Source organism: Shewanella sp. AC34-MNA-CIBAN-0136 (assembly GCF_040309945.1).
Lineage (GTDB): Bacteria > Pseudomonadota > Gammaproteobacteria > Enterobacterales > Shewanellaceae > Shewanella.
Genome location: NZ_JBEOPJ010000005.1, coordinates 24840 through 43054 on the forward strand (window position 1 = coordinate 24840; position 18215 = coordinate 43054).

An 18215-nucleotide genomic window follows, 5' to 3' on the forward strand; every position below is an offset into this window, starting at 1 on the left:
TAAAATGACATTTAAGTCGTTTGCATAGAGTAACTATGCAAAATAAAAAAGGGAGCTAAGCTCCCTTTTTTATTTAATCACATGTTTTAGTTACTTTTTTCGCCAAAACATCGCTGAAAGTGCGGGTAGAATAATAATTGCTCCCAACATATTCACTAAAAACATAAATGTCAGCAAAATTCCCATATCCATTTGGAATTTAAGGTCTGAGAAGAACCAAGTGCTCACTCCAATGGCTAACGTTAGGCCGGTAAAGATAACCGCACTACCACGTTCAACGAGAGCTTCGAAATACGCTTGTTGCACCGGCATGCCATTACTGAGTTTATTGGACATCGTCGACAAGATATAAATCCCGTAATCAACGCCGATACCCACACCTAATGCAATCACCGGTAAGGTACTCACCGCTAACCCAATATCAAGCAAGGTCATTAATGCTTGCGCTAATGTTGATACCACATAAAGTGGAATAATTACCGCTATCGTCGCTTTGAGTGACTTAAAGCTAATTAAACACAGTACAAACACAGCGCCATATACATATAGCATCATTGGTAGCTGAGCTTCGCTCACGGCTTCATTTGTGGCGGCCATGACACCAACAGGACCTGATGCTAGCTTAAATTGCAAAGTGTCAGAGTTAAGTTGTGCGGCAACCGCTTTAACTTTGTCTACAACCACCTCGATGGTTTCAGCTTTGTGATCTTTTAAGAACAAGTACACAGGCATAACCGAGCAATTACTATTGAGCAAACCAGATGTTGTCGGTACTTGGCCAACGGCTTGGACTAAACTCGCGGTGGTACGCGGTAAAATCTCCCACTTAGGGTTACCTTCGTTAAATCCTGCATTCACTTTCTTAGCAATAGATGCCAAGCTTGCCGTTGACTCTACCCCAGGTGTATTTGCCATCATCCATTCGAACTGATCTATCTGAGATAACAATGAATGATAAGTACAGGCTTCTGGTGTAGCTTCTACAATCACAGACATTACATCAGTTGTAATTGAAAAATGTTTAGTGATAAAGAAAGTGTCTTGGTTATAACGAGAGTCTTGATGCAGTGCAGGCGCCCCGCCCTGTAAATCACCAATTTGCATTTTGGATGCTTGTTGAAAACCAACCGCGTAAAGTATCGCAGTCGAAATCAATACGACAATGGCATATTTAGGGGTCGCAAATTTAGACAAACCACGCCAAATATTTTCAATTTTTTGACGTTTTTCAAGACTGTCTTGCTTACTCGGTAATTCAAAATATGAAATCACCAATGGTAGTAAAATGAGATTGGTTAAAATAATAACCGCGACACCTAACGATGCAGAAATAGCCAACTCACGAATAATACCAATATCAATTGACAGTAAGGTTAAAAAACCAACCGTATCAGATAATAATGCAACACCACCGGGCACTAATAAGCTACGAAATGCGGACGCTGCAGCGGCTTTAGTTGTTTGGCCATCAAGCACACGACGACGTACAGCATTGATCATCTGTACCCCGTGACTAACACCAATAGCAAACACTAAAAACGGCACTAAAATCGACATTGGGTCCAAACCAAAGCCAACCACGGTTAATAATCCTAATTGCCAAAATACTGCAACCAAACTACACACTAGTGGCAAGACGGTTAGCACTATCGATTTTGAAAATAGGTATACCATTACAGCAGTAATCGCAATGGCGATTAAAAAGAACAGCAGTACGCCTTTAGCGCCCTCAGCAACATCCCCAGCCATTTTTGCAAAACCGATAATATGAATTTTAATCTTATCGTTTTCAAACTTGCCACGAAGCTCTTGCTCTAATTGATTTGCAAACGCAATAGTATCAATAGCCTCACCCGTTTGAGGGTCAAACTCCATTAACTGCGCAGACACCATGGCAGAGGTGTAATCATTACCGATAAGTCGGCCTACAATGCCAGCTTTTTCAATGTTATCGCGAACGATTTTAAGACCGTAATCATCATTACTAAAATCAGCGGGGATCACCGGACCACCGGCAAACCCGTCTTCTACGACTTCGGTAAAACGAGTTGAAGGTGAGAATAACGACTTAACCTGAGAACGTTCTACACCCGGAATAAAAAATAATTGATCGTGCACATTTTTGAGCGCATCAAAAAATACCGGGTTAAATATATTGCCACTGGTATCTTCTACCGCCACCATAATACTGTTAGCACCACCAAAATCTTTTTGATGTTTGGTATACGTTTGCATGTACGAATGATTGAGTGGGATATTTTTACTAAAAGCAGCATCCATTTTTAATTGGCTGGCTTGATACCCTAAGAAAAAAGTAATAAAAATAAACGAAATGATGACCCATTTTCGATTGCGGAATAAATGAGATTCAAATCCATTGACCAGTTTTTCTAACATCTTTTCGGCCCTATTATTGTTGTTTTAATTGTCCAGTTTAACCAAAAGGTTAATCAAGCTGGAACAGTCCCTTAGAACCGGCAAACCATAACTGGCCTTTACTGTCTTTAGCAATTGCCACTATATTTTCACCTTGGCGTCTGGCAACAATTGTTGCTTTATCATCATCTACTGACAACACAATCCCAGCATTTCCAACCAGGTATAAGTCATTACTAGCGGTAATAAGTGCGCTATTAATTGATGATTGGACAGGTAAATTAACTTCTTGCCATGCGGATAGCGTTAAGTCTGACTTAAACACATGACCACGTAAGCCCATGACATAAACATCTTCGCCAACTTCAATGGCATTAAACATTGAACCATCATAATCAAAGTTAGTTTTCGAAAATGTTTGGCCGTTATCACTCGATACCGCGACCAAGCCAAGCTCACCCACAAGCAACAATCGTTTATCTTTCAGGCGAATTAAACGGTTGAAATGGGGTAATAATGAAGCTCGCTCAGATAAATACAATGCTTCATCTTCTGCTTTAAGTTCATTTAAATAGGCAATATCTTCTTCAAATAATAATTCTTGATGAAATTCTTGTTGCCATGTTTTACCGCCATCAGCGGTGCGATAAAATAATCCATAAGCGCCCACCGCAATACCATCAACGGGACTATAAAAACGAATATCTAGAAAAGGTTTCTCTATTTCAGCAGATTGCATCTGCACCGACCACGTTAATCCACCATCTTGAGTGTGGATGATGGTGGCATCATGGCCGACAGCCCAACCTTGTTTGTCGTCGAAAAAAAACACTTTGGTTAATTGAGACAATACAGGGGTCGCGACTTGGTGCCATTGATTATTGTCCAAAAGCAACACATTACCGCGTTGGCCTACCGCGACAAGTTTGTCACCAGCATTAGCAATATCAAGCAATAAAGAGGATTGAGCTAGGGGTTGAATCTGAACAGAGAGTGGATCGAGTTGAGCATCTACTGAAGTAGTATATAAACATGCACTAATCCCAATCGCCACTGCACTGCGAAGCATGCTAAACGTCATACAAACTTCCTTTACAATTTATAGGGGCGCAACCGCGCCCCATTTTATTTATGGCTTGTTAACGAATACCGGCACGTCTTAGGGCGTCTGGGGTAAAGTTAGCTTCAGAAAGCGATGCATCAAAATTATACATGCGACCTTCGTTGTCTAGACCCATTGCTAAATAACGGCGAGATTGAAGATCGTGGAACACTTCTAAGGTACTCCAAAGCGCAGGCACTTCATAATAGTTGATAAGATGAGCGACACCAACACGATAAAGCTCATCGCGATTATCATATATATCAGTTACTGCAACTTGCCATGAATCTTCATCAATATAAAACACACGAGTTTTATATGTATGACGCATGCCTTCTTTTAACGTCGCTTTGACTTCCCATACGCGATGTTTTTCATAACGTGGATATTCAGGGTTAATATGGCCAGGTTTTAAAATTTGGTCATATTTCAACGCATCTGAATGTAAACGATAATCATTGTATGGAATGTAAATCTCTTTCTTACCAACTAATTCCCAGTTATAACGCATTGGAGAGCCGTTAAACATATCGAAATCATCTGTTGTTCTTAATCCATCAGACACAGTACCAGGTGTATCAAAAGCTACGTTAGGCGCTTTACGAACTCGGCGTTGTCCAGTGTTATAAGTCCAAGCTTGGCGTGGAAGAGCCTCTTGATCCATGGTTTCTTTTACAAGTAATGCTGTACCAGCAAGTCGTGCTGGTTGAGTCACAACTTGTTTAAAGTAAAACAATGTATTTGTTTCTTTAAGTTTCTCTAATGTCACCTCTGGACGAGAATATTCAAAACGAATTTCCTCAGCATTTTCAACCAAAGTGTAAGAACCATTAGACATCGGCGCAGCTTGGCTACGATAGGTTTCTACATCAACACCACGATAACGTAAAATATGATTCCAAATCACTTCTAAACCGTTAGCAGGGATTGGAAATGGCACACCAATGGTCGCCCCAGTAATACCGTTACCTTGTGAAACTAACTCAGCTCTAACGGCATTGGCTTTAGTCGCATCATAAACATATTGAGGTACGGCTGCAGTACGGCGACTTTCATAGACATTCATTTTGTAAGTATCTGGATATACTTCAAATAATTGTTTCTGACCCGGGGTTAAAAACTCAGCATACTGGGCTTTATTTTCATTAGTGATCGTAAATAGCACTTTGTCAGTTGGGAAAGGATCTGGATGATGCATACCCTTAGTGTAACCCGCTATAGGTTTGCTAATACCACCACTCCAAACAGGAATTGAACCATCGGCATTAGCCGCTTTTTCTGCACCCATAGGGGTTAATGTTGTACCCAATTTGTCTGCATCAGCTTGTGATACTTTCGCCAGCGCAGCAGGTGCACTTAGTGCTAGCATCACTGCTGCCGATAATATCGTCAGTTTCTTCATTATAATTATCCTTCTAAATCGAATACTTGACGTTGAAAGAGATGTAATCTCTGTCTGTCATCGCATTTGTTGTTCCTACGCCACCAAAGAAGCTGTTGTAAGAAATATCTGCGCCCCAACGACTTTGATAATCAAAGTTCACACCCAAAGCGACAGATTTTCTGCCTTCGGTGAATAAGAACATTGGATCCGGTGTAATGCCATCAACGTCATGAGAGAAAATCACTCTTGGGTACATGTTCACACCAGCAAACACATTGTTAAAGTCAGCTTTCGCCACTAAACGATAACCCCACGCAAAATCTGTTGGGAATGGATTGGTTTCAGGACCATTATGTAATGCGGCAATAATACCAGTCATTTCTGGGTTACCACCAGAACGAGCTGTTCCTGGACCGTTTAGACGTAATTCGTCAAAACCAGGCATATCATGGATCCACACACCACCGACTTCAGCAAGCATGGTTAGATTATCTAAACCTAATGTCGGGCCGAATAAGTGGGTAAAGGTTACCTGTGCTTGAGTCGTATCGGTAAGTATATACCCCTCAGCGTTTGAGCCAGGCTCCACATTATCCATTTGTGAAATACCATCTAAATCAGGACGAAGACCCGCATTAGCGAGCTGCTGAGGCATCGCTAAGAAAAGTAATTCAACGTCGTCAATTTGCAATGGCTCATCAACACGATGAGAAATTTCACCAGCAACAGAAGTATCGCCTACCAAAGTGTTAAAACTAAAACCATACAACTGGATATCTTCAGGATATACAATTTGCGATTTGGTAAAGGTTTCCATACTTAACAAAAGTTCGCGGTCAATGTTCCCACCACTTTGTGCTAAACGGCCATAATCACGACCAATAGCTTCTGCAGTAAAGTTAGAGGCAGTACCACTAATAATTGGACGACGACTGTGGTAATTCATGTAATAAAAACCAAACTCAGTTTCGCCCAGTTCTGGAGAGTAATAGCCTAATTTAACCCCAAATTGGCCATCATCACTAGGATCTGCAGCATCTTGAACCAAAGCAACCTTAGTTGAATAAGCAGTCATGTAAGCGGCATATGCTGAGTTAAACCCAGTAGCGGCTGCAGCTTCATATAAACGTGAATATTCTGAAATAAGGAAATCTTGGTTGATATCTGGATTGGAGTTGAAACCCAATTGTGCATTTTGGTTATAGCCACCATATCCAGCAAAATCATTGGTTGCAAAGTTTGACCCCGGTGTAGGGATCCAAATTGGCTGCCAATCATACTGATAGAATGCTTCTAGGTTTAAGTTTTCAGATAAACCTAACGATGCCCAAACCATGCCTTGTGGACGGAATGCTTCTTTGAGCTCCGCACCTGGTGCATTAAGAATATTTAAGTCTACAGCATTGATTTCAGCAATACCGTGAGAAATCAAGGTGCTTTCGCCCCATGAAACGACTTGGTTACCGACACGAACACTTAATGGGTTAGCGCCGTCATTTAAATCCCAGTTACCGTAAACAAATGCATCTAGTAAGCGAATATCTTTACATTGCACTTCTGACGCTTTGCTATCTTCACAAGGATCAAATTCTTTTCCGGTTAATGGATCGTTAAAGCCATAATCACCATCATTTAATTTGCGATCGTAAAAATACATACCACGTAAAAAGATACCGTAGTTTTCATACTTTAATGATAATTCGTGGAGACCTTTAACAATCTCAGACGTGGTATCACCTTGTGCATACAACAAATTACTTAAGTCATTGTTGCTTGAATAAGAACCAGGCTGAGTCCAAATTTCTGTTGAGGTATATTTGGTTGATCCAAACGCACCACCAAATGCCGAATAACCAGACCAATCGAATTGTGGTTGGTTTACCTTTCCGATTTGATTATTCCAATCGCGGTCTGACACACGCCAACTCGCACCTGCAGTCCAAGTTGAGTCAAATGTACCTCGTACATCACCCCAATCAAAAGAAACGGCTGAGGCTGAAGTGCTCATCCCCAAACATAATGCCGACACCACCCCCAAAGCGAGAGCCGACTTGTTAAATCTTTTTTTAACAATATTCATTTTAGTTCATCTCCGTAACCTGTTGGATTAGTTGTTATAGGAATTTAACCAACATCTTGTTAGCCCACAGGCAACACCATTGTTACAGCATTTAACTATATTGAGCAAGGTCAAAAAAAAGAAAATGTTTAAGAAAATTAACGATGTCGGGGTAAAAACGACAAAATAAAACCAGCCTATATTTGAATTAACACAGACGATATAATTACAGTCATTTAACCATTAACGAAAAAAGTTTATTTTCATAGACTTATATATATTAACGGGGTGCTACTTCACACACCACTAATCAATCAAACGTTTGAAGTAAATACTCTATAATTTATTAAGTGATTTGAAATTCCCATCTTGGTTAAGGACTAATTTGAACTGTCCTTGAATACCTTGAGGAGTTAAATAAGGTCTAAAATACTTACCATTGATGTGCAACACACGACCGTGGTGATCTCTTACTTGCACTTTCTCTGCAAGTCCTTGGTAATATGGTAGAAATGCTTCATAACTTACGTTAAGAGAAAATAATAACTCCATAATTTACTCCATAAAAAGGAGAGCAAGCTCTCCTTTTTAACATACTAAACAGTCTAACTATTCATACTAGATGAATAGCCGTGACGCTATTATTCGGCCAATGATTTAGTGACTTTTTCATATAAATCTTTTGATAAATCCGGTAAAGCTTTTAACTCTGCTAAACACTGTTTCATTAATTGCTGACGATGTTGATCGAATTTGGCAAACTGAATTAATGGTGTGATCATTCGCGATGCGACTTGTGGATTCGACTTATTCAATTTGACTAAAATTTTAGTCAAATAACGGTAGCCTTCGCCATCAGCACGATGAAATTGATAAGTGTTTGCGGCGGCAAAAGCCCCAATCAATGAACGTACTCGGTTCGGGTTAGAAAAACTAAAACTGCTGTGTTTTGTCAGCGTTTTAATTTGATCTATCACTTCATCGCTATTCACTAACGCTTGTAATGTCAGCCATTTATCCATCACTAATGGCGTTGATTCCCACGTAGACTCAAAGTCACTTAATAACATAGGTAAACAGGCTAGTTTGGCTGTAGCTGCCGCTTTCAAAGCCCCTAAGCTATCAGTCATATTTTTAGCTGAATAATATTGCTTTTCAACTAATGATTCATGAGTATCGGTCACTTGACATAACAATGACAAGGCAATGTTTTTAAATGCACGAGCACCAGCGTTATCTATAAGTATCAGCTCTCGATAACGTACCAATAATTCATCTTCACAAGCTGATGCAAGTTCTTCAACAACAAACTCTCTGGCTTTGGCCAAAGCATCTAAATCAACACTATCTACCTGCTCAATTAATGCAGAAGCAGTAGGAATAGACAAAATCTCAGCCACTAAAGCTTGATCTATTTTCGCATCTAAAATGACGCCTCTAAATGCTTCAACAACACGAGTATCAACCATCATGACTTGCTGCTTTTGCAACTGAGCAACGTTATTCCAAATGGCTTGGCTCACTAACTGCACAGATGCTTCCCAACGCGCCACTTCGCTAGAAGCATGGCGCATAAGATGAACAAGTTGATCAATGCTAAAATCGTAAACCAATTTAACAGGTGCAGAAAAATCTTGTAGTAAAGATGCTATAGGTGCGCTTTCTAGTCCATCAAACACAAAGGTTTGGTTGGCTTTAGTCACATCTAGCACTTTATTGACTATTGATTGCCCTGCACTATCCAACAGCTCAACACTGAACGGAATATGCAAGGTTTGGCCCTTCACACCTTGCGACATCACTTGTTGAGTAACGGTTAAATGGTACTCACCTTTATCCGCATCAAAACGGTCTTTTACCGTCACAACGGGTGTACCAGCTTGGCTATACCAACGACGGAATAAGGTTAAATCTTTACCGCTAGCATCTTGCATAGCATTAACAAAGTCATCGCAGGTTACCGCTTGGCCATCATGACGCTCAAAATAGCACTTCATTCCAGCTTGGAAGCCTTCTTCGCCTAGAATGGTGTGCATCATGCGGATAACTTCAGCGCCTTTATTATATACCGTCACAGTGTAGAAATTGTTCATTTCAATTACACTTTCAGGCCGAATAGGATGTGACATTGGACCGGTATCTTCAGCAAACTGTTGATTTTTCATCACTCGAATAGCATGAATGCGGTTAACTGCGCGCGACCCAACATCGGAACTAAATTCTTGATCACGAAATACCGTTAAGCCTTCTTTTAAACTTAACTGAAACCAATCACGACACGTGACTCGGTTACCAGTCCAGTTATGGAAGTACTCATGGCCTACAACCGACTCAATACCATGATAATCTTCATCTGTTGCACTGGCTTTATCAGCGAGCACGTATTTGGTATTAAAGACATTCAAGCCTTTATTTTCCATCGCACCCATATTGAAAAAATCAACTGCAACAATCATATAAATATCAAGATCATATTCAAGACCGAAACGAGTTTCATCCCATTTCATTGATTTCTTCAATGATGCCATAGCGTGATCAGCTTTATGTAAGTTGCCTTTATCAACAAAAACTTGCAGTTTGACTTCACGACCAGTTTGAGTCGTAAAACTGTCATTAAGTAAATCAAAGTCTCCAGCGACCAAGGCAAATAAGTAACTTGGTTTAGGGAATGGATCATGCCATTTGACAAAATGACGACCAGAACGAGGCATCTCCCCTTTATCAATTAAATTGCCGTTACTTAACAAAAATGGAAATGCCTGTTTATCGGCTTCAACGCGCACGGTATAAATAGCCAGAACATCGGGTCTATCTAAGAAATAGGTGATCCGGCGAAATCCTTCTGCTTCACATTGGGTACAATAAGCACCGTCTGACATGTAAAGCCCTTCAAGACTCGAATTTGCCTCAGGGTCAAGCAAGGTGACCACTTCTAATTCAAACTCATTTTGGTCCGTACTAATTATTAATTGGTTGTCGTGTTGACGATAGTTAGCCGCTACACCATTAAGTTTCACTGTACTTAGCGAAAGTTGTTCGCCATCAAGCACTAAATCATGCTGATGCTCACCATTACGGATCACCTTACTGATGGCTGTCACTTTAGTGTTTTTGCCATCCAGAATAACGTTCAAATCAACATGAGTAATGGTGAATGAAGGCTTGGTATAATCTTTTAGGTGTTTTTCTTGCGCTTGGTTCATACATGTTCCTCTTGAACGGTACTAATGCCAATATGATTAAATGTGCGTGGTCTTTATCGAATTGGTACTATTTTTAGTGATTGTGATTAAGAAAAAACGCGCCTAAGCGCGTTTTTTAACAGTAATAAAAAATTACTTTGAGTTAGTTTTAGCTATTTTTTCTACGTCAGCCATATCGAGGGTGATATAAGCCGTTTCATCTAAAAAGGGATCAGGTAACTTGCTATCATCTGTTTTTTCAATATCGTCTAAAGACTTCACGGCAGCCAAACCTTGATGGACTCGACGTGCGTTTGCTCGGTCTAAAGCACGCTTATCATCGTCTTCACGAGAAGCAATTCGTTCACTCTCAACAAGTGATATTGTTTTGTCTTTATGATGTTTTTTAAACTCAGTAATGTCTTGGTATATATAACTGAACTCTACATCTTTGCTGATACGCTCTTTATGTTTAACATCAAGATTGTTGATCAGCATAGGGTTGATATTCCCTAAAGTAGAGTACTGAGCAACGGGAACCTTATCCCATGGCAGAGCATTCTCTTCCTCTGACTCGCCGTATTCGCCAGCCTCTAAAGCACTTGGAAAACGGACATCAGGCGTAACGCCTTTTAATTGAGTGCTGCCACCATTAATACGGTAAAATTTAGCGATAGTATATTGTACGTGACCAATTGGCTTTTCATACATGTCATAAATACGACCCAAGCTTTTATGTTGCTGAACAGTCCCTTTACCAAAGGTAGACTCACCGACGATAAGTGCGCGGTCATAATCTTGTAAAGCCGCAGCAAAAATCTCTGAAGCCGATGCACTATAACGATCAACCATCACCGCCAATGGGCCATTATATGCACTGGCGCCATCATTATCACGATTTTGATTAATGCCACCATTAGCATCACGGATTTGAACAACTGGGCCCATGTCAATAAACAGGCCTGTGAGTAATGTCGCTTCGGTTAATGCTCCACCGCCATTACCACGAAGGTCAATAATAATCCCTTCAACATTGTCTTTTTCAAGTTTAGTGATTTCTTTAGCCACATCTTGTGACAAATTCATATAAAATCCAGGGATTTGAATCACCCCGACTTTACGATTGGCATACTGGCCTTCTTTAGGCTCAACCACTTTTGAGGTCGCGGCACGGTCTTCTAAACGAATTTTATCTCGGGTAATGACCACTTCAAAAGGTTTAGCATTAGCCCCGCCTTTATTCGGTAAAATCTGTAATACGACTTCGCTTCCTTTTGGCCCTTTGATCAAATCAACAACATCATCTAAACGCCAACCTATGACATCAACAATGTCACCGGTTTTTTGACCAACACCAACAATTTTATCTTCTGGTGATAATTTCTCGCTATTGGCAGCAGGCCCTCCGGCCACTAAACTTTTGATGACGGTGTAGTCATCATCCATTTGCAACACGGCCCCAATACCCTCAAGACTTAAATTCATTTCCATTTGGAAACGTTCTGCATTACGAGGAGATAAATAACTTGTATGAGGTTCAACACTACGAGCAAACGCGTTCATTACTGTTTGAAACACGTCTTCGCTTTGTGTTTGGCTTAAACGCTTAATGGCATTGTTGTAACGCTTCTCGAGCACTTCAACAATTTCAGGCCACTTTTTACCGGTCAATTTAAGATTTAACGCGTCATATTTAACGCGCTGACGCCAAAGTTCATTCACTTCGGCTTCATCTTTTGGCCATTGCGCATCTTTGCGATCAAATTCATACGCATCGCCAGCTTGAGTAAAATCGAACTCTTTATCAAGCAAAGACAACGCATAAGCAAAACGCTCATAACGACGTTTCTGTACTAGGTCGTACATGGTAAATGCAGGGCTAATATCGCCTGATTCAACCATGTTATCAAACTGGTTTTGATATTGACTAAAGCTCGCAATGTCTGCCGCAGTCAGCACATTACGACGATAATCAAGTTGCTCAAGAAAACGGGTATATATTTGCTCAGAGAATGCATCGTCAAGTACAAAACGATGATAATGCGAGCGAGTAAACAAAGTTGTTACTCGCTTGCTAGCCACTTTATGTTGTGGCTCTTGTGCTAGTTTAGGTAACTCGCTGATTTGAATCGTTGGTGAAATTGCCCATGCCGAAAAGCCGACAAATAAACTGGCAATTGACGCGGCCAAGGTAAGTTTTCGCATCAACAAGTACTCCTTAAATTTCTATAATAGTATGTGCTCAGCACGTACTTTGATGGATAAGCCAGAATCTAATTGAACAAGCACATCCTCTTTATTAATATCAGTCACAACACCAGGAACAGGTGTGGCACCTAATTTAACATTAACGCGTTGTTTTTGTTTTAAATCTTCTAGCTTAGCCGGCACAAGTTTAATCACTGGAGCCGCTACCGGTGCAGGACGTTCCTTTTTAACGGCAGGAGCACGTTTAGGTGCCACTTTCTTTGCCGGCTTTTTAGGCGCTAACGCTTGACGTTTTGCTTTAGCTTTATCTTGGCTTTCTTTAAGCGTCAAAATAGCATGGTCAATGTGCTCTTGTTCTAATTCAGCACATTCATTACCGTCAAGATCTATACGTTTAGCACCTGCTTTAACGCCTTTCAAATAGCGCCAGCTGCTTGTGTAACGACGAAGCGCTACACGTAATTGTGTTTTACTGACTTTAGAATCATCAGCTAACCGTTCAGCCAAATCTTGAAACAAACCAATTTTTAATGGCTTCGTTTCACCTTCTGCAATAAAGCATAAAGGAAAGGTTTCATATAAATACGCTAAAATTGCGTTGGTGTCGGTCAACTTGTCTGTTGATTCCATTTTTACTTCCACGTTAATAAAGGGACTGATTATGCGGCATACAATTTGCCTTGCAGTCGTTCATCTTTCGTTAAACCTTACTGTTAAGGCTTAACGTACAAAATATCACTATCCGCCAGTTTGCTAAAGTCATTGAAACAAACCTTAACAATTTAACCAAACTTACTCTCAGCTTAATCATCGCTCATCAGTAAATCCAGCACAAATGCGTATAGCGGCATATTATAAAGCCCGCGACAGCGAATGCGACCATGATTTAATCTAATTTGTTCGCTATTTAACCAAATAGGCAAGTTTCGAAACTTTTTACCATGTTTTCTAAACCAATTTGATCATCTTGATCGAATCGATTCAGTAATGGGCTGTCAATATCTAACACTGCCACAACCTCATTACCCTGCCTAACAGGGATCACGATTTCTGAATTACTGGCAGAATCGCATGCAATGTGGCCATCAAATTGATGAACGTCGGCAACTCGTTGGGTTTTATTTTCTGCTGCGGCAGTGCCACAAACACCTTTGCCGATATTGATACGGGTACAAGCCACTTTACCTTGGAATGGTCCAAGGACTAATTGTTCACCACGCTTAATATAAAAACCTGCCCAATTTAGGTCTTCTAGGTTGTCATTTAGCAACGCTGAAAAATTTGCCATAGCAGCAATCAAATCATCTTCGCCTTCAAGTAAAGCTTGTGCTTGACGATTTAATGTTTGGTAAAATTCGGTTTTCATGTCCATTCCTTAAGCTGACACTCAATCGAAGAATGAGTGATGAATACGACTATTCTGCAGATGTAGTTTTAGCCGTAGTCTTTTTAGTTTTCGCTGTAGGAGCGTTTTTAACCTGTACGATGCCTTTTAGCAAGTTAGAAAGCTCATCTTTATTGTTTGCTAGATAAAATGCCAGCTGTTCGCATTTATTTTCATCAAGTCCGAGGTCTGCCTTAATAAGAAATGGCACTAGGTTATCGGAAATATCGAGCATCTTATCGTAGGCATCAGCCTCTTTCTTCGATATAAATGTCATCTTTTCCACCCCTTCTCTGACCACGACAAATTGGGTTATCACTGCCATGATGTAATCCTCACTGTTTTTATATACAGTGCATAGAATCTCACATAGTTAACTTATGATGCAAGTGTTCTGATTATTCTGATATTATCAAGCACAAGAAAATCGAGATTATTTAACAATTAACTCATTTTTCTGCCAATATAAGGCCAAGCAGAGAGGTTTGACTCTTCGCTACCCAATAATGTGTTTTACTATGGATTAGATTAATTCTTCATGCATGAATTTGATGATCATGATTCTATAATTTTATGCCAATCATGTGATTTGGCAGTGAGAAAACGAGCTTTGCCTTCAAGTGCCCGTGCGCTTTGTCCGCGTTGCCACACGGCGCTCTATGATTCACCTTATTGCTCCATTAATGGCATGCTAGCGTTATGCGTTGCGGCGTTAATTATTTTTATTCCTGCTAATTTATTGCCAGTACTCGAAATCCACTTCCTTGGCAGTGTACGAACCACTACGGTGCTGCAAGCTGCTGTGACGGTTTGGGCCGAAGGATATTGGGTTGTAGGCCTAGCGGTAATGGTTGCTGCAGTTATCGCGCCTGGGTTATTGATTTTGTCAATTATGGCTCAAGTTGTAATTGTAAAATTAAAACTGCACAACTCATTTTGGCAAAGAACCTACACTACATTGTTAAAAAATCATGGTTTGATATCACAAATGACCATGTTAGAAATTTATGTCATCAGTTTTCTCGTGTCGGCCTTTCAGTTATCAGACTTTTCCGATGTGTATTTTGGTATGGGAACATTCAGTTTTACAATGTTGTTTATCATCATCTTATTTTTACAACGTGAATATAACCTAGAACACATGTGGAGTTATGTAGATGCCTAGTACTCCAATTACACCATCCAATGAACATATAGTGGACAGCACTAAGCAAACTGCGAATACCGATAACGAGCCGAAAACTGAGGTTTTACCTCATCTTCAGGGCAAGAAAATGGGCTTATGTTTATGCCCTGTTTGTCGCAAACTTAACGTCACAAGTAACAGTCATTGTCGACGTTGTTTTAGTCAATTAAGTAGCCGTAATTATGCCAGCATCCAACAAAGTTGGGCTTTATTAGTTACCGCGACAATTTTACTTGTTGTCGCCAACATTTACCCTATTACCTTATTAACTAATCGCGGAGTGGTCACCAATGACACCATTTTTAGTGGCATTAGTCATTTAGTCAAAACCGGTATGTTTCCGATTGCTATTATTGTTTTTACTGCCAGTATTTTAGTACCTTGGCTTAAAATTATTGGCTTAGCGACTTACTTGACGGCTATTAGTTTTAACTTACCAATATCAAAAAGAAAATTAATGGTTGGGTTTCACATTATTGAATGGATCGGCCGCTGGTCAATGCTCGATTTATTCGTTATTTCATTAACCGTTGCCTTAGTTAATATGGGGCAATTATTAGACGCAAAACCTGCACCTGCCGCGACAGCATTTGCGTTAGTTATCTTACTAACACAAGTTGCAGCAAAAGTGTTAGATACTCGATTACTTTGGGACCGCTTGGAAAACACTGATGACACAAATTGAATCGCCTAAAATTGTGAAGAAAAAGTTATTCTCGCCAATATGGTTATTACCGGTTGTTGCTTTGATATTAGGTGCCTGGTTAGGGGTCAAAAGCATTAAAGAATCCGGCATTGAAATATTAATACATTTCCCTAGTGCTACGGGTATTGATATCGGCAAAACGTTGGTCAAATACCAAGGATTGACGGTAGGTAAAGTCACTGACATTGGTATTGACGATGATCTAAAAGGGGTAAACGTTAAAGTTATTATGGATTACCGTGCCGACCCTTTCCTCAATAAAAACACCCTTTTTTGGTTAGTAAAACCTAAAGCAAGTATTACCGGAGTTGAAGGGCTCGATACGTTATTTTCTGGTAATTATATTGCCCTTCAACCTGGTGATGGCCGCTCTGCAACCGTATTTGAAGCACAACGTGAAGCGCCTGCGATACTCCCCGGCAGTGAAGGACTGATGATCGAACTAAAATCCCCTAAACTGGGTTCGATTGATGTTGGCTCGCCTGTATTTTACCGTCAAGCACCTGTCGGAAGCATTGTCAGTTATCGCCTCGACGGAAATAAACAAATAATTATCAGCGCATTTGTTCAAGAACAATATGCCCATTTAGTCAATAAAGACTCCCATTTTTGGAATGTATCGGGCTTGAAAATCGATGCTTCTTTAGCGGGGATAAAAGTCAGCACTGAAAGTATCGCGTCTATTTTGGCCGGCGGCATCAGCTTTGATACCGGCAGCTACACTGAAAAGGCCCAAAATGGTGATGTTTACAACCTATATGAGGATGAGCTTACCGCTATTGGAGGTGTTCATTTTGATTTAACTGCATCTAGCAGTGAAGATGTTAATGAAGGCACCGCCATCACCTACCGCGGTATCGTTATTGGTGAAATAGAAAAAGTAACCTTAACCGACACTGGAGTGAAGCTTATTGCTCGGGTTGAACATCATTACAAAGCATTAATTACCAACGATAGCCAATTTTGGATAAGTGGTGCCGAGTTATCATTAAAAGGTGTCAAAAATATCAGTAGACTGGTTACTGGCAGTGTTATTAATGTCTTACCAGGCACTCAAATAACCGAAGAGGCGATGCAATTTGAATTGGCATCACATGCTCCCGATTTGCTCAGTCAAGACAAACTTAAATTGACGGTAGTTGCCACGACCCACACAGGTGTCAGTAATGGCGCGCAAGTGCGATATAAACAATTGCCTATAGGGCAGATAACCAGTATTGGTTTAAGTAAAGACTTTTCAACTGTTGAATATAGCATTGAAATTCAACCAGAATTTAAGAGTTTGCTGACTAAGGGAAGCTTCTTTGTTCCTGAAAGTGCCATAGCCATTAATGCTTCACTAGAGGGCGTTAATGTTAAAACTCGCGACCTCACTACGATGTTGGAAGGCGCTATTAGCTTAATTCCGGGTAACAGCGAAATGCTGCTTTCGGCTAATAGTACTTTAACACTGCACGAATCAATTGAATCGGCCCAAACGCTTTACGCTCAACAACAGCTGACACCCTTTACTTTAACTAGTATTGATGGTGCCGACTTAGCTGAAGGCTCACCAATTTATTACAAAAAAATGCAAATAGGCTCAGTGAATAAAGTCAATTGGTTAGCTAAAACGGATAAATTTAATATCGATATCAATATCGACAATAAATTTGTTCCGTTAATTAAGCCGACTACGGTTTTTTGGCGTAATGACGCTGTAGCCATCAATGCCAGTTTAGCCGGTGTCGATATCAATGTTGCACCATTGAAAGGTGCAATAAATGGCAGTATTACCCTTGGACATATAGACGACAGAGTTGATACTGAAAATAATCAACCTAATCTACGATTATATGACAACAAGTCACTCGCACTCATGCAGGCTAAAGTCATCAACCTCACTCTGCCTGTGAGTACTAAAGTGTCAGAAAAAGCGGCTATTCGCTATCAAGGGCATAAAATTGGTGAAGTGTCACAGGTTAAACTAAATCGAGATTTAAACACTCAGAATGCACAAGCTTATATTTATGGCCATTACGTAAACCATTTTAGTGCCAGTGACACTGAATTTTTTATCGTCGATGCACAAATTTCTTTAGCGGGTATTAATGCCCCAGAAACACTGTTAACGGGTCCTTATATTGGTGTTATCCCAGGTAACAGCACAGAAATTATTGATAATTTTGTTGCCCAACCTCACTCGAGCTTTGAGGCTACCGTACCTAAAGATGCATTAGCATTCCAATTAGTTGACGATCAACTAGGTTCTATTAAGGTCGGTACACCGCTATTTTTCCGCGGAATTAAAGTCGGACAAATTGATGGATACAGGTTGGATGACTCAGGGATTGAAATTACGTTGTTTGCCCATGTAAATGCTGAATATAGTCACTTAATCAACCAGACTAGCCAGTTTTGGGATGCCTCTGGTATTAAATTAGACGTCGGTTTATTTTCGGGTGCACAGTTAGAAACAGGCTCATTAGAAACGATACTCGCCGGTGGTATAGCATTTGCGACCCAAGATACAACATCAGACAGTAACAGTATCAATGCAACCGAACGTTTCCCATTGCATGAGAATATGCAAGATGAATGGGCACAATGGCGACCTACACAAACTAAGTAACCTCAGCTAGAGATAAT

General features: G+C 40.3%; 13 protein-coding genes. 3 read left to right on the plus strand and 10 right to left on the minus strand.

Going from position 1 to position 18215, the window contains the following annotated elements:
* Window positions 1–90 precede the first annotated feature (90 nt).
* The 10 genes from AAEY94_RS06200 to AAEY94_RS06245 form a co-directional block, all read right to left on the minus strand.
* Entirely contained in the window at window positions 91–2397 is a 2307-nt protein-coding gene (locus AAEY94_RS06200; RefSeq protein WP_192115042.1) for an efflux RND transporter permease subunit, read from the minus strand.
* Between the two features lie 49 nt (window positions 2398–2446).
* Window positions 2447–3457, minus strand: coding sequence for a WD40/YVTN/BNR-like repeat-containing protein (locus AAEY94_RS06205; protein ID WP_101086986.1), 1011 nt, complete (start codon window positions 3455–3457; stop codon window positions 2447–2449).
* A 58-nt stretch (window positions 3458–3515) separates the two neighbouring features.
* A complete protein-coding gene (locus AAEY94_RS06210; RefSeq protein WP_101086985.1) occupies window positions 3516–4880 on the minus strand; it encodes a DUF1329 domain-containing protein in 1365 nt (454 codons plus the stop codon).
* Window positions 4881–4893: 13 nt separating this feature from the next.
* On the minus strand, window positions 4894–6942 hold the full coding sequence (locus AAEY94_RS06215) for a DUF1302 domain-containing protein (protein ID WP_101086984.1): 2049 nt from the start codon (window positions 6940–6942) through the stop codon (window positions 4894–4896).
* 315 nt (window positions 6943–7257) lie between these two features.
* Window positions 7258–7473 (minus strand): DUF2835 domain-containing protein, encoded by a 216-nt coding sequence (locus tag AAEY94_RS06220; protein WP_162023284.1) that lies wholly within the window; start codon window positions 7471–7473, stop codon window positions 7258–7260.
* Between the two features lie 89 nt (window positions 7474–7562).
* Window positions 7563–10124 (minus strand): aminopeptidase N, encoded by a 2562-nt coding sequence (gene pepN, locus AAEY94_RS06225; RefSeq protein ID WP_350978017.1) that lies wholly within the window; start codon window positions 10122–10124, stop codon window positions 7563–7565.
* Between the two features lie 132 nt (window positions 10125–10256).
* Complete coding sequence (gene prc, locus AAEY94_RS06230; RefSeq protein ID WP_182743775.1) at window positions 10257–12308, minus strand: carboxy terminal-processing peptidase; 2052 nt, start codon at window positions 12306–12308, stop codon at window positions 10257–10259.
* 21 nt (window positions 12309–12329) lie between these two features.
* A complete protein-coding gene (gene proQ, locus AAEY94_RS06235; protein ID WP_011637685.1) occupies window positions 12330–12941 on the minus strand; it encodes an RNA chaperone ProQ in 612 nt (203 codons plus the stop codon).
* A 277-nt stretch (window positions 12942–13218) separates the two neighbouring features.
* Complete coding sequence (gene msrC, locus AAEY94_RS06240) at window positions 13219–13677, minus strand: free L-methionine (R)-S-oxide reductase MsrC (protein ID WP_101086980.1); 459 nt, start codon at window positions 13675–13677, stop codon at window positions 13219–13221.
* A 49-nt stretch (window positions 13678–13726) separates the two neighbouring features.
* Complete coding sequence (locus tag AAEY94_RS06245) at window positions 13727–14020, minus strand: YebG family protein (protein WP_101086979.1); 294 nt, start codon at window positions 14018–14020, stop codon at window positions 13727–13729.
* A gap of 213 nt (window positions 14021–14233) precedes the next feature.
* On the opposite strand from AAEY94_RS06245, the gene AAEY94_RS06250 reads away from it, so the two are divergent.
* The 3 genes from AAEY94_RS06250 to AAEY94_RS06260 all read left to right on the plus strand — a co-directional run bounded on the left by AAEY94_RS06250 (window position 14234) and on the right by AAEY94_RS06260 (window position 18198).
* A complete protein-coding gene (locus tag AAEY94_RS06250) occupies window positions 14234–14860 on the plus strand; it encodes a paraquat-inducible protein A (RefSeq protein ID WP_011637688.1) in 627 nt (208 codons plus the stop codon).
* A 109-nt stretch (window positions 14861–14969) separates the two neighbouring features.
* Window positions 14970–15566 (plus strand): paraquat-inducible protein A, encoded by a 597-nt coding sequence (locus AAEY94_RS06255; protein ID WP_162024350.1) that lies wholly within the window; start codon window positions 14970–14972, stop codon window positions 15564–15566.
* Window positions 15553–18198: a PqiB family protein gene (locus tag AAEY94_RS06260; protein ID WP_350978022.1), complete on the plus strand. Its 2646-nt coding sequence runs from the start codon at window positions 15553–15555 to the stop codon at window positions 18196–18198. The genes AAEY94_RS06255 and AAEY94_RS06260 overlap by 14 nt, the downstream gene beginning before the upstream one ends.
* Window positions 18199–18215: the final 17 nt, after the last annotated feature.

Excerpts from the sequence above, each read along its gene's own strand:
- AAEY94_RS06200 (WP_192115042.1), bottom strand. The coding sequence starts at position 2,397 with ATGTTAGAAAAACTGGTCAATGGATTTGAATCTCATTTATTCCGCAAT.
- AAEY94_RS06205 (WP_101086986.1), bottom strand. The coding sequence starts at position 3,457 with ATGACGTTTAGCATGCTTCGCAGTGCAGTGGCGATTGGGATTAGTGCA.
- AAEY94_RS06210 (WP_101086985.1), bottom strand. The coding sequence starts at position 4,880 with ATGAAGAAACTGACGATATTATCGGCAGCAGTGATGCTAGCACTAAGT.
- AAEY94_RS06215 (WP_101086984.1), bottom strand. The coding sequence starts at position 6,942 with ATGAATATTGTTAAAAAAAGATTTAACAAGTCGGCTCTCGCTTTGGGG.
- AAEY94_RS06220 (WP_162023284.1), bottom strand. The coding sequence starts at position 7,473 with ATGGAGTTATTATTTTCTCTTAACGTAAGTTATGAAGCATTTCTACCA.
- pepN (WP_350978017.1), bottom strand. The coding sequence starts at position 10,124 with ATGAACCAAGCGCAAGAAAAACACCTAAAAGATTATACCAAGCCTTCA.
- prc (WP_182743775.1), bottom strand. The coding sequence starts at position 12,308 with ATGCGAAAACTTACCTTGGCCGCGTCAATTGCCAGTTTATTTGTCGGC.
- proQ (WP_011637685.1), bottom strand. The coding sequence starts at position 12,941 with ATGGAATCAACAGACAAGTTGACCGACACCAACGCAATTTTAGCGTAT.
- msrC (WP_101086980.1), bottom strand. The coding sequence starts at position 13,677 with ATGAAAACCGAATTTTACCAAACATTAAATCGTCAAGCACAAGCTTTA.
- AAEY94_RS06245 (WP_101086979.1), bottom strand. The coding sequence starts at position 14,020 with ATGGCAGTGATAACCCAATTTGTCGTGGTCAGAGAAGGGGTGGAAAAG.
- AAEY94_RS06250 (WP_011637688.1), top strand. The coding sequence starts at position 14,234 with ATGCATGAATTTGATGATCATGATTCTATAATTTTATGCCAATCATGT.
- AAEY94_RS06255 (WP_162024350.1), top strand. The coding sequence starts at position 14,970 with ATGGGCTTATGTTTATGCCCTGTTTGTCGCAAACTTAACGTCACAAGT.
- AAEY94_RS06260 (WP_350978022.1), top strand. The coding sequence starts at position 15,553 with ATGACACAAATTGAATCGCCTAAAATTGTGAAGAAAAAGTTATTCTCG.